This window comes from Aeromonas sp. ASNIH8 (genome assembly GCF_002919855.1).
In the GTDB taxonomy this organism is placed as follows: domain Bacteria; phylum Pseudomonadota; class Gammaproteobacteria; order Enterobacterales; family Aeromonadaceae; genus Aeromonas; species Aeromonas caviae.
Window position 1 is genome coordinate 1 of sequence record NZ_PQLN01000111.1, and the last position, 12,111, is coordinate 12,111.

Annotated in this window: 12 protein-coding genes; 8 read left to right on the forward strand and 4 right to left on the reverse strand. The window is 64.6% G+C overall.

Annotated elements, in window-relative coordinates; genetic code table 11:
• Positions 1-103: 103 nt before the first annotated feature.
• Positions 104-736 carry a peptide-methionine (S)-S-oxide reductase MsrA gene (msrA, locus tag C3418_RS20320; RefSeq protein WP_010674365.1) on the forward strand — a complete coding sequence of 211 codons (633 nt, stop codon included), beginning with the start codon at positions 104-106 and terminating at the stop codon, positions 734-736.
• Positions 737-1,039: 303 nt separating this feature from the next.
• Here msrA and C3418_RS20325 read toward each other — a convergent pair whose 3' ends face one another.
• The 3 genes from C3418_RS20325 to C3418_RS20335 are packed head-to-tail and all read right to left on the reverse strand — an operon-like array spanning position 1,040 to position 2,290.
• The gene (locus C3418_RS20325; RefSeq protein WP_010674366.1) at positions 1,040-1,375 is read right to left on the reverse strand and encodes a DUF3802 family protein; all 336 of its coding nucleotides are present in this window, start codon (positions 1,373-1,375) and stop codon (positions 1,040-1,042) included.
• A gap of 60 nt (positions 1,376-1,435) precedes the next feature.
• Positions 1,436-1,915: a GNAT family N-acetyltransferase gene (locus tag C3418_RS20330; RefSeq protein WP_029314371.1), complete on the reverse strand. Its 480-nt coding sequence runs from the start codon at positions 1,913-1,915 to the stop codon at positions 1,436-1,438.
• 3 nt (positions 1,916-1,918) lie between these two features.
• On the reverse strand, positions 1,919-2,290 hold the full coding sequence (locus C3418_RS20335; protein WP_039038958.1) for an MmcQ/YjbR family DNA-binding protein: 372 nt from the start codon (positions 2,288-2,290) through the stop codon (positions 1,919-1,921).
• Between the two features lie 106 nt (positions 2,291-2,396).
• On the opposite strand from C3418_RS20335, the gene C3418_RS20340 reads away from it, so the two are divergent.
• Positions 2,397-3,191, forward strand: coding sequence for an alpha/beta fold hydrolase (locus C3418_RS20340; protein ID WP_010674369.1), 795 nt, complete (start codon positions 2,397-2,399; stop codon positions 3,189-3,191).
• A gap of 15 nt (positions 3,192-3,206) precedes the next feature.
• On the opposite strand, the gene C3418_RS20345 is transcribed toward C3418_RS20340, so the two are convergent.
• Positions 3,207-4,184 (reverse strand): LysR family transcriptional regulator, encoded by a 978-nt coding sequence (locus C3418_RS20345; RefSeq protein ID WP_080989993.1) that lies wholly within the window; start codon positions 4,182-4,184, stop codon positions 3,207-3,209.
• Between the two features lie 61 nt (positions 4,185-4,245).
• On the opposite strand from C3418_RS20345, the gene C3418_RS20350 reads away from it, so the two are divergent.
• The 6 genes from C3418_RS20350 to C3418_RS20380 all read left to right on the forward strand — a co-directional run.
• Positions 4,246-5,943 carry an L-lactate permease gene (locus tag C3418_RS20350; RefSeq protein WP_052815658.1) on the forward strand — a complete coding sequence of 566 codons (1,698 nt, stop codon included), beginning with the start codon at positions 4,246-4,248 and terminating at the stop codon, positions 5,941-5,943.
• A 12-nt stretch (positions 5,944-5,955) separates the two neighbouring features.
• Positions 5,956-6,777: a (Fe-S)-binding protein gene (locus tag C3418_RS20355; RefSeq protein WP_080989992.1), complete on the forward strand. Its 822-nt coding sequence runs from the start codon at positions 5,956-5,958 to the stop codon at positions 6,775-6,777.
• On the forward strand, positions 6,770-8,206 hold the full coding sequence (locus tag C3418_RS20360) for a LutB/LldF family L-lactate oxidation iron-sulfur protein (RefSeq protein ID WP_041212864.1): 1,437 nt from the start codon (positions 6,770-6,772) through the stop codon (positions 8,204-8,206). Before C3418_RS20355 ends, C3418_RS20360 begins: the two co-directional genes overlap by 8 nt.
• A gap of 1 nt (position 8,207) precedes the next feature.
• Entirely contained in the window at positions 8,208-8,852 is a 645-nt protein-coding gene (locus tag C3418_RS20365; RefSeq protein WP_041212865.1) for an LUD domain-containing protein, read from the forward strand.
• Positions 8,852-11,659, forward strand: a complete 2,808-nt coding sequence (locus C3418_RS20370) for an FAD-binding and (Fe-S)-binding domain-containing protein (protein WP_103859147.1) — start codon at positions 8,852-8,854, stop codon at positions 11,657-11,659. The genes C3418_RS20365 and C3418_RS20370 overlap by 1 nt, the downstream gene beginning before the upstream one ends.
• Before the next feature lie 232 nt (positions 11,660-11,891).
• On the forward strand, positions 11,892-12,111 hold a 220-nt coding region (locus tag C3418_RS20380), incomplete at its 3' end, for an IS5/IS1182 family transposase (protein WP_024176516.1).

Genomic DNA, 12,111 nt, shown 5'->3' on the forward strand with positions numbered 1-12,111 from the left:
CCCCGGGGGCCGCTCCCTGGTTGATCCGGGCTAATAACCTGATATCTTCGGTGTTCCTTTTCGTCAGCCGCATTGCGCGGGGTTTTATACAAGGACAGGGCATATGGAGCAGATTATTTCACCGGCAGAGGCGCTGCCGGGACGGCGGGAAGCGCTGGAGATTGGCCAGGTGCACGCAGTAAACGGCCACCCGACCCAGGGGCCCTGGCCCGAGGGGATGGAGCTTGCCTGGTTCGGCATGGGCTGTTTCTGGGGTGTGGAGCGTCTGTTCTGGCAGCAGCCCGGGGTCTATTCCACCGCCGCCGGGTATCAGGGGGGGCTGACCCCCAATCCCACCTACAAGGAGGTGTGCAGCGGCCTGACCGGCCACGCCGAGACGGTGCAGGTGGTGTTCGATCCCAAGGTCATCAGCTATGGGGATCTCGTGAAGCTGTTCTGGGAACACCATGATCCGGCCCAGGGGATGCGCCAGGGTGGCGACATCGGCACCCAGTATCGCTCCGTCATCTTCGTCGGGGACGACACCCAGGAGGCGATTGCCCAGCAGAGCCTGGCCGCCTACCAGCAGGCCATGACGGCGAGCGGTGACGGGCGCACCATCACCACCCGCATCCTGCCGCTGGCCCCCTTCTATTACGCCGAGGATTATCACCAGCAATATCTGGAGAAGAATCCCGAGGGGTATTGCGGCCTGGGGGGCATCGGCGTCTGCCTGCCTCCCAGCCTGAATCGCTGAGGCGTCATTGCATACCACGGGGGCCATCAGGCCCCCGTGTCATTGTGATGAAAAATAATTGAAAAAAATGCGTCAGGTGGGGAACTAAACTGAACCCTGGCTGACCAACAGGGTAGCGACCACGGATGGTTGCCAAGACCAGACACATTTTTTTGCCCCGAAATTCATTACTCTGACAAGCGCGATGAATTGACAATGCTAGCAAGCAGGGCTGCCCGATGAGGCGGCCCTTTTCATTGGGCGTCCCGCCTCACTCCTCGCCTCATTGCATCTCGTCCCCTTGCCGTCACGGCAGGGGGGGGGTCAGCTGATGGTGCTGTCGAACAGGTTCTTGATGAGGTCGATGAACTCGATGAGGAAGGCTTGCTGGGCTTCGCTGGGGGCGGACAACCAGACGGCGGAGAGCACCTCTTCCAGGTCGGCGACCACGGCATCGGCCTCCTGCATGATCAGGAAGCGCACCTTGGGGTCGAGCTGGGGGTTCTGCTCGCAGATGGCCATCAGGTTGTCGGCCACCCGGCTGCTCACCAGATCCTCGATGGTCTGGGCGCCGCCGCCTTGTTGCTGGCTCTCGAACAGACCCAGACTCTCTACCAGATACTCGATCAGCGCAATGTAACCGTCGCTCTCTACCACCATGATGGCTGCCCTTTCTTCATTGCCTTGGGGAAATGGTGCGTATTTTAGTGGCTGAACCCGTCATGGCAAGCGGCAGTGGAGCCGATGGCGGATAAATTGGACACCGCCGCGCTCCACCGTCTCCAATCCGGTCAGCAGGAAGCCGTGACGCAGGAAGAGAGCGAGGCTGAAGGCGCTCGCCTCCGTGGTGAGGCTGCCAAGTCCCATCTGGCTGGCGGCTGCCAGCACCCGCTCCAGCAGCAGGGTGCCGAGCCCCTGGCGCGGATGATCCGCGCTCACGTAGAGCAGGCTGAGATGACCGTCATCGCTCAGGGTGGCAAAGCCAAGGGGCACATCGTCTTGCTCGATGACCCAGCCATGGTGCTCGCGCAACTGGCTGGCAAGCCCCGGGTGATGGGCGCCCCTGGCCCACTGCTCCACCTGCTCCGGGCTATAGTGTGCAGGCCCCAGGCGGCGTACCGACTGCTCGAACAGATCCAAAAGCCTTGGTATGTGCGCCTCCTCGAGGGGGACGATGCGAGGAGAAGAAAGAGACGGCATGGATCAACCCTCCCTGATGGTCGCGCGGGGGGCCTGGGGCCGCTTCGCCCTGGGCAGACCCGCCACCACCCGCTCATAGGAGTGGACTATCCAGCCCTGCCAGAGATCGTCAGACAGGCCTTCACTCAGGGTCACCGTGTTCCAGTGCTGCTTGTTCATGTGCCAGCCCGGTTTCACCTCGGGGTGGATCTCCCGCAGCAGCAGGGCGAGCTCGGGTTCGCACTTCAGGTTGATGGAGAGGGGCTCCGCCTGCCAGTCCACCAGGGCAAACATCTTGCCGGCGATGCGGTAGACCAGGATCTCCGGGCCGAAGGGGGTGTCCTCGGTGGCGCCGGGCTGGCTGAGCAAAAATTCACGCAATTGAACGAGGGTCATGGGGACTCCAGGCTGGTCCGATCATGGTGGAAGCATGTTCACCGGGGTGAGCCTTCTGTTAATATGCGCGCCGAGTATACCCCCCATCACCCCGGGAGCCCATGAGATGTTGTACCACAAGACCTTTGAACTGGGTCCCGATCGGGATTGGGTGGTGTTCGTGCACGGTGCGGGCGGCAGCTCCTCCATCTGGTTCAAGCAGTTGCGGGCCTACCGGGAGCACTTCAACGTGCTGCTGCTGGACCTTCGCGGTCACGGCCAGTCCAACCAGCTGCAGCAGGTGGTAAAGGGGCACTACAGCTTTCGGGCCGTGACCGAGGATATCCTGCGCCTGCTGGATCACCTGCGCATCCCCCACGCCCATTTTGTCGGCATCTCTCTTGGCACCATCCTCATCCGCCACCTGGCGGAGCTTCGCCCCGAGCGGGTCAAGAGCATGGTGCTCGGCGGCGCCATCCTGCGTCTCGACATCCGCTCCCGGGTGCTGGTGCAGCTTGGTCGCCTCGGCCAGCACTTCCTGCCCTACATGTGGCTCTACCGCCTGTTCGCCTTCATCATCATGCCGCGCCAGCACCATCAGGAGTCCCGCAACCTCTTCGTGCGCGAGGCCAGAAAGCTGTGCCAGAAGGAGTTCAAGCGCTGGTTCCGTCTCGCCACCGAGGTGAACCCCCTGATGCGCTACTTTCGCGAGCGGGCCCTGCCCATTCCCACCCTCTACGTGATGGGGGAGGAGGATCACATGTTCCTCGCCCCGGTGCGCGAGCAGGTGGCCCGCGACCCTTACAGCCGCCTCGAAATCATCGAAAAGTGCGGCCACGTCTGCAACGTGGAGCAGCCGGATCACTTCAACCGCCAGTCCCTGGCGTTTCTCTCCCGTCAGGCGGCGTCATCCGCCCTCTGAGGCCCGACAAGGGCCTCAGAGGAAGTAGTGGCCAATCTCCAGATAGCGCTGGCGGATGTGCTCGATGAGCAGCCTTATCTTGCGCGGCGGCTGGCGGGTGAAGGGGTAGACGGCGTAGATGCCGAGCTTCTTGCCCACCCGGTCGGGAAACAAGTCCACCAGATCCCCCTGCATCAGGTCGTGATAGACCAGACAGCGCGGCACATAGACGATGCCGCGCCCCCCCAGCGCCGCCTTGCGCAGGGCGCCGGCGTTGTCGGTTGAAAAGCTCCCCGACACCGACACCAGATAGTTGCCCTCTTCCCCCTTGAAGGCCCACTCCGAGGCCCCCGTGCTCTGGTAGGCGTAGCGCAGGCAGTTGTGGGCGAGCAAGTCTGACGGCTCCCGCGGCGCCCCGAAGCGGCGCACATAGGCGGGGGCGGCGCAGATGACCCACTGGGAGTCGAGAATGTGGCGGGCAATCAGGCTCGAGTCATCCAGATAGCCGGTGCGAATGACCAGATCGAACCCCTCTTCCACCAGGTTGACGAAGCGGTTGTCCAGCGACATCTCCACCGTGAGCCCCGGGTGCTGCTGGCAAAAATCGGCCACCGCATCGGCGAGCAAGAGCTCCCCCGAGATGGTGGGCACCGACATCCGCACATGACCGCTCACCTTTTCACCAAATCCCGCCACCGCGTCGAAGGCGTCCAGTGCGGCGGCCTTCACATTTTTGGCACCTTGATAGAGCGCCTTGCCCGCCTCGCTCAGGGTGAGCCGGCGGGTGGTGCGATAGAGGAGCTGGACCCCGAGCTCCTCCTCAAGACGCCCGATCCGCTTGCTAACCACTGAATTTGTCAGGGAATTTTGTTCCGCTACCTTGCTGAAGGATCCGGCCTCCACCACCTGGGCGAAGAGGATGAGGTCGTCGGTACTGGCCATATTGATCAACTTTTGGAACGAATGTTGTTCATTATTTCCATATATCGCGAAAAAGGAACAGGGTAAGGTCACGTCCGCTTAACAAAACAACAACAAGGTGCGCCTCTGCACCCCTCTGGACAAGGACGCAATGATGACAGACACCCTGCTGGCCCTGGTGGCCTTCTCGCCGATCCTGGTGGCCGCCGTGCTGCTGGTCGGCCTCAACTGGCCCGCCAAGCGCGCCATGCCCGTCGCCTTCCTGTTGACCGTGTTCATCGCCCTCTGGGGCTGGCAGATGAGCCCAACCCGGGTCTTCGCCTCCACCCTGCAGGGGCTGGTGATCACGGTGACCGTGCTCTGGATCGTGTTCGGCGCCATCCTGATGCTCAACACCCTCAAACACACCGGCGCCATCACCGCCATTCGCGGCGGTTTTACCAACATCTCGCCGGACAGGCGCATCCAGGCCATCATCATCGCCTGGTGCTTCGGCGCCTTTATCGAAGGGGCCTCGGGTTTTGGCACCCCGGCCGCCATCGCCGCGCCGCTGCTGGTGGCCATCGGTTTTCCGGCGCTGGCCGCCGTGCTGCTCGGCATGATGATCCAGTCCACCCCGGTGTCGTTCGGCGCAGTGGGCACCCCCATCCTGGTGGGCATCAACAAGGGGCTGGATAACCAGGCCATCGGCCAGACCCTGAGCGCCGGTGGCAGCAGCTGGGACATCTATTTGCAGCAGGTGACCACCAACGTGGCCCTCATTCACGCCACCGTCGGCACCCTGATGCCGGTGCTGATGGTGATGATGCTGACCCGCTTCTTCGGCCGCAACCGCAGCTGGACAGAGGGGCTCTCCATCCTGCCCTTCGCGATATTCGCCGGGCTCGCCTTCACCGTCCCCTATGCCCTCACCGGCATGCTGCTCGGCCCCGAGTTCCCGTCCCTCATCGGCGGTCTGGTGGGGCTGGCCCTGGTGGTGACGGCGGCGCGAGCCGGTTTTCTGGTGCCCAAGAACTCCTGGGATTTCGCCCCCGAGAACGAGTGGCCCGCCGAGTGGCTGGGTTCCCTCAAGCTCGATCTCAAAGAGGCCGCTGGTCGCCCCATGTCGCTCATGCTGGCCTGGCTCCCCTATGTGGCGCTGGCGCTCCTGCTGGTGGCGAGCCGGGTGAGCCCGGAGTTCAAGGCAAGCCTCTTGTCGGTGAGCCTCGCCTTCACAGACCTCTTGGGGGAGAAGGGGGTCAGCTCCTCCATTGAGCCGCTCTACCTGCCGGGGGGCCTGCTGGTACTTTGCGCCCTGCTCGCCACCTGGCTGCAGTCGCGCTCCCTCGCCCCCTTCGGTCGGGCATTGGGGGAGTCCAGCCGCACCCTGATCGGCGCCGGTTTCGTGCTCATCTTCACCGTGCCCATGGTGCGCATCTTCATCAACTCCGGCGTCAACGGGGCGGATCTCGCCAGCATGCCGGTGACCACCGCGAATTTTGCCGCCGGGCTGGTGGGGGAGTTCTTCCCTGCGCTCAGCGCCACCATCGGCGCGCTGGGGGCCTTTATCGCCGGCTCCAACACGGTATCGAACATGATGTTCAGCCAGTTCCAGTTCGAGGTGGCCCAGACCCTGGGGGTCTCCACCGCCGCCATGCTGGCCCTGCAGGCAGTCGGCGCGGCTGCGGGCAACATGATCGCCATTCACAACGTGGTGGCGGCCTCGGCCACCGTGGGGCTGCTCGGCCGTGAGGGGGCGACGCTGCGCAAGACGGCGCTGCCGACCCTCTACTACCTGCTGGTCACCGGCCTTATCGGGCTGGTGCTCATGTACAGCTTCCACATCTCGGACGCACTGCTGCAGCTCAAGTAAGGAGAGCAAGTGATGAAGGTAATGCGGGTCTACCCGGCCAAGCCGGCCGATGTCTATCTCTACGCCACCTGTCTGGTGGACCTGTTCGACCCGGTGGCGGGGCTCGATGCCATCGCCCTGATCGAGCGGGAAGGGATAAGGGTGCACTTTGTCGAGAAACAGACCTGCTGCGGGCAGCCGGCCTACACCTCGGGTCACGAGGAGGAGGCGCGCAAGGTGGCGCAAAGCCAGATGGCGCTCTTCCCCGAGCCCTGGCCGGTGGTGGTGCTGTCGGGCTCCTGCGGCGGCATGATGCACCACCACTACCGCCGCCTCTTCCCCGAGAGCCCCGAGGTGGCCGATTTTTGCGATCGGGTGTTCGAGCTCACCGAGTTTCTGGCCCGGGTCTGCCGGGTGCGCTGGCACGGGGTGGGGGAGGCGAGCATCGTCATGCACACCTCCTGCTCGGCCCGGCGCGAGATGCAGGTACACACCACGGCCCGCAGCCTGCTGGGGCAGCTCGATGGCGTCACCTTGCATGAACAGGCCTACGAGAGCGAGTGCTGCGGTTTTGGCGGCACCTTCTCGGTGCGCCACCCCCACATCAGCCAGGCCATGGTGGAGGACAAGACCCGCCACCTGCTGGCCACCGGCGCCGACACCTTGGTGAGCGCCGACTGGGGGTGCCTCTTGAACATCAAGGGATCCCTGGCCTATCAGGGCAGGATCTTGCCTGCCACCCACCTGGCGAGCTTCCTGCTCGCCCACAGCCGCCCCGACAGTGACGAAATAGCTCATAACGGCGCCGCTGTTAGCGATTTGGCTCATACCAAAGAGGCCCAGCCCCATGTCTGATCACGCCAAGTATTCGCCGCGCCGCTTCCATCCCCAGGCCGAGGCGGCCCTGGCCGACCCCGTGCTGCGCCAGAATTTTCGCGGCGCCATGGATTACCTGCGCGCCAAGCGCCGGGATGCCTTCGCCGACCCGCAGGAAGAAGCGGCGGTGCGCGATGCGGCGGAGCAAATTCGCCAGCGCTGTCTCTCGCGCCTGCCGGACCTTTTGGAGCAGCTCGAAGCCAACTGTGAGCGCAACGGCATCCGGGTGCACTGGGCCCAGACGCCGGCCGAGGCCAACGCTATCATCCTCGGTATCGCCCAAAAAAACGGGGTGAGCAGCATCGTCAAGGGCAAGTCCATGGTGAGCGAGGAGGTAGGCTTCAACCACGAGATGGCGCGCCACGGCATCCGCTGCCTTGAGAGCGACATGGGGGAGTTTATCGTCCAGCTCGACGGCGACACCCCGTCCCACATCATCATGCCCGCCATCCACAAGAACAAGCAGGAGGTGAGCGACACCTTCGCAAGCAACCTGGAAGGCTTCACCCCCACCACGGACGTGGACGCCCTGATCCAGACCGGGCGGCGGGCCCTGCGCGAAGAGTTTCGCCGCGCCGGCATGGGGCTCTCCGGCGTCAACTTCGCGGTGGCCGAGACCGGCAGCCTGTGTCTCGTCGAGAACGAGGGCAACGGGCGTATGTGCACCACGGTGCCGAAAGTGCACGTGGCCATCACCGGCATCGAGAAGGTGGTGGAGTGCTTATCCGACGTGCCGCCCCTCTACAGCGCCCTGACCCGCTCGGCCACCGGTCAGGCCATCACCACCTACTTCAACGTCATCAGCGGCCCGCGCCGGGCAGGGGAGCTGGACGGCCCGGACGAGGTACACCTGGTGCTGCTGGACAACGGCCGCAGCCAGGCTTACCGGGATGAGGAGCTGCGCAAGACATTGCAGTGCATCCGCTGCGGCGCCTGCATGAACCACTGCCCGGTCTACACCCGCATCGGCGGCCACGCCTACGGCACCATCTACCCGGGGCCCATCGGCAAAATCATCTCCCCCCACCTGCTGGGGCTGGAAAGCACGAGCGATCTGGTGACGGCCTCGAGCCTGTGCGGTGCCTGCGGCGAGGTGTGCCCGGTGCGCATCCCCATTCCCGACATGTTGCAGCGCCTGCGCCGGGAGGCCAAGCACAACGCACAGCCCGGTCACGAACCGCTGGCGGGGCAGGGGGCGGCCAAAAGCCGGCTCGAGACCCTTGCCATGCAGGGCTTTGCCTTTGCCGCCACCCACCCGCGCCTCTACCACGCCGCAACCGGGGTGGCCGGTCGCCTGCGGGGCTTGATGCCCAAACACCTGGGCCCCTGGACCCAGTGCCGCGAGGCCCCCAAACCCGCCCCCCAGAGCCTGCACGCCCTGCTGCGCCAGAAGAAGAAGGAGTCCTGAGATGTCGAGCAAAGAGGCTATCTTGAACCGCCTGCGCGGCGCCGCCACCCCCATTGCCCACGCACCGCACGCCTGGCAGCCCTGGCGCGGGGTAGATGACAACGCACGGCGCGAGCGCTTTGTTGCCGGGATCTGCGCCAGCCACGCTGAGATCCTCACCGTCAAGGAGGCAAGCCTGGCCCGGGAGCTGACCGCCTGGCTGGATGAAGAGGGCGTGACGAGTCTGGCCTGTGGCCAGGGCGGCCGCTGGCAAGTCGAAATCGCGGCCGCTTGCGCCGGGCGATCTGTGTTGACCCCCTCTGGCGAGTTCGCAAGCTGGAAGGACGATTTGTTCGATGCCTGTCAGGCGGGCATCACCCACTGCGCGGGGGCCATCGCCGATACCGGGACGCTCGTGTTGCTGCCCGATGGCGGCGAGCCGCGCACCTTGTCCCTGGTGCCACCCTGCCATATCGCCCTGCTGGCGGCCTCCACCATCGCCGACAACCTGGCGGGGCTGGTAGAGGCCGGGCGCTGGCAGCAGGCCATGCCCACCAATCTGTTGCTGGTCTCCGGCCCCTCCAAGACCGCCGACATCCAGCAGACCCTGGCCTACGGCGCCCACGGCCCGAGCCGCCTCTTGGTCGTGCTGGTGGAGGATTGCTGATGCGCTGGAATGAATTTGACGCCGCCATGCTTGAGCGCATCCCGCCGGAGCGGCTGGTGAGCGACCCGGACTTGCGCCTCGCCCACGGCACGGACGCCAGCTTCTACCGGCTGGTGCCCGAGCGCATCGTGCGCCTCGACTCCCTCGATGAAGTGCGCTTTGTGCTGGCGGTGTGCCGCAAATTGCACCTGCCGTGCACCTTTCGCGCCGCCGGCACCAGCCTCTCGGGCCAGGCCCTGAGTGATTCGGTGCTCATCACCCTGACCGACAGCTGGCGCGGCCACCGCATTCTGGACGAGGGGGCGCGCATCGCCCTGCAACCCGGGGTGAGCGGCGCCGATGCCAACCGCTATCTGGCGCCTCTGGGGCGCAAGATTGGGCCGGACCCCGCCTCCATCAACGCCTGCAAGCTCGGCGGCATCGCCGCCAACAACGCGAGCGGCATGTGCTGCGGCACCGCCCACAACAGCTATCACACATTGCACGCCATGACCTTGCTGCTGGCCGATGGCACCGTGCTGGAGAGCGGCGACCCTCACAGTCGCGCCGCCTTTGCGGCCAAGCGCCCGGAGTTGCTGGACGGGCTCGCCGCCCTGCGTGCCGAAGTGCTGGCGAATGCCGAGCTTGCCGCCAAGATCCGCCACAAGTACCGGCTCAAGAACACCACCGGCTACGCCATCAACGCCCTGCTCGATCATGAGGATCCCGTCGATATCCTCACCCACCTGATGATCGGCTCGGAGGGAACCCTCGGCTTTATCGCCGAGGTGGTGCTCGATACCGTGCCCGAATACCCCCACAAGGCCTCGGCCCTGCTGGTGTTCCGGGACGCCGAGCAGGCGTGTCTGGCCACCTCGCGCCTGAAAAGTGCGCCGGTGGCGGCGGTGGAGCTGATGGATGGGCGATCCCTTCGCTCGGTGGCGGGCAAGCCCGGTCTGCCGGACTTTATCAAGACGCTGGATCTGGCTGCCTGCGCCTTGCTTGTGGAGGTGCATGGGGAATCGAAAGAGGCGCTGGTGGATCGCTGCGAGCAGGTGATGGGCATGGCGGCCGAGTTCGCTCAGGTCGCCTCTGTGCCTTTTACCAGCGACAGCGCCGGGCTCTGGGCCATTCGCAAGGGGCTCTTCCCGGCGGTGGGGGCGGTGCGCACCACCGGCACCACCGTCATCATCGAGGATGTCGCCTTTCCCATCGAGCGCTTGGCCGAAGGGGTGGCGGGGCTGCAAGCCCTGTTCGATCGCTTCGAATACGGTGAAGCCATCATCTTCGGCCACGCGCTGGAGGGGAACCTGCACTTCGTCTTTACCCAGGGGTTCGACGATCCGGCCCAGGTGCTCCGCTACGGCGCCTTTATGGACGCGGTGGCGGAGCTCGTCGCGGTGCGCTTTGGCGGGTCTCTCAAGGCCGAGCACGGCACCGGCCGCAACATGGCCCCCTATGTGGAGCTGGAATGGGGGCCGGAGGGGATGGCGCTGATGCGCCGCATCAAGGCGCTGCTGGACCCGGACGGCCTGCTCAATCCCGGCGTCATCATCAACGATGACCCCAAGGCCCACCTGGCCCATCTCAAGCCCATGCCGGCGAGCGATGCCATCGTGGATCCGTGCATCGAGTGCGGCTTTTGCGAGGCGGTCTGCCCCTCGCGCACCCTGTCGCTCTCGCCGCGCCAGCGCATCGTGCTCTATCGGGAGTTGTCGCGCCGTGGTCGCAGCGGTGAAGTTGCAGGGGATCTTGCCCGGCTGTTTGACTATCAGGGCATCGACACCTGCGCCGCCACCGGGCTGTGCGCCGATCGCTGCCCGGTGGGCATCAACACCGGAGCGCTCATCAAGAAGCTGCGCTCTGACAAGTACCAGCGCTTCGTGCCCATCGCCCGCTGGAGCGCCGATCATTTCGCCGGCGTTACCCGCACGGCCCGTGGGGCCCTCGGCTTCAAAGCCATTGCCGGGAAGGTGCTGGGAGACAAGGCGCTGGCAGGATTGGTGAACGGGGTTCGCCATCTGAGCGGCCAGCGCACACCCGCCTGGTTGCCCACACTGCCGGGGCCGAGCCGCTACCTGTGGCCGCAAGGGGAGGGGAGCCATGGCGGATCCAGCGAGGACATTGGAGAGGATCGCGCCGTGGTCTATCTGCCGTCCTGCGCCAGCCGGGTGTTCGGCCAGCAGGAGGAAGCCCCGTCACTGCCGGACGTGGTGCAATCACTCCTCAATAAAGCGGGTTGCCGGGTCATAGTGCCGCAAGGTATCGAGGGGCTCTGCTGCGGCATGCCCTATGACAGCAAGGGGATGGTCGAGGTGGCTGCCGCCAAGCGCAGTGAGCTGGCCGAGGCATTGTGGCAGGCAAGCGAGCAGGGCCGCTGGCCCGTGCTGCTCGATACCAGCCCCTGCGTGCAGCGACTGCTCTCGGGGGCACTCGGCAAGGGCCTTCGGGTGTTTGAGCCCTCTGCCTTTGTGCTGGAACACCTGCTGCCCCACCTTGAGCTGACCCCCATCGATGAGACAGTGATGCTCCATATCACCTGCAGCAGCCGGCGCATGGGGCTCGGCGATAAGATGCTGGCGGTGGCCCGCGCCTGTGCCCGCGAGGTGATAATCCCTGAGCATATCCAGTGCTGCGGCTTTGCCGGCGACAAGGGGCTGATGACGCCTGAGCTCAACGCCGCGGCGCTTGCCAGCCTGCCCGTTCAGGTCCCCAGGGATTGCCGCCAGGGATTCAGCAACAGCCGCACCTGCGAAATGGGGCTTAGCCAGCATGCTGGCATTCCCTATCACAGCATCCTCTATCTGGTGGATCAGGCGGCGAGATAGGAAAACAACAACGGCAGGACAAAAAAATCCTGCCGTTGTTGGAGACGTTAAACGCCTGGGGCGTTACTCCAAGGAGTTGCTGCGCGTCATAGTCAGAACCTGCATAGAGAAAACGGATTATCCCATCCCTGCCGAATTGTGTGCGTCAAGCCCCTGCCGGTGAGGGAAGGTGCGAACAAGTCCCTGATATGAGATCATGTTTGTCATCTGGAGCCATGAAAAAGGGTTCATCATGAGTCATCAGCTCACCTTCGCCGACAGTGAATTCAGCAGTAAGCGCCGTCAGACCAGAAAAGAGATTTTCTTGTCCCGCATGGAGCAGATTCTGCCATGGCAAAACATGGTGGAAGTCATCGAGCCGTTTTATCCCAAGGCTGGTAATGGCCGGCGACCTTATCCGCTGGAAACCATGCTACGCATTCACTGCATGCAGCATTGGTACAACCTGAGCG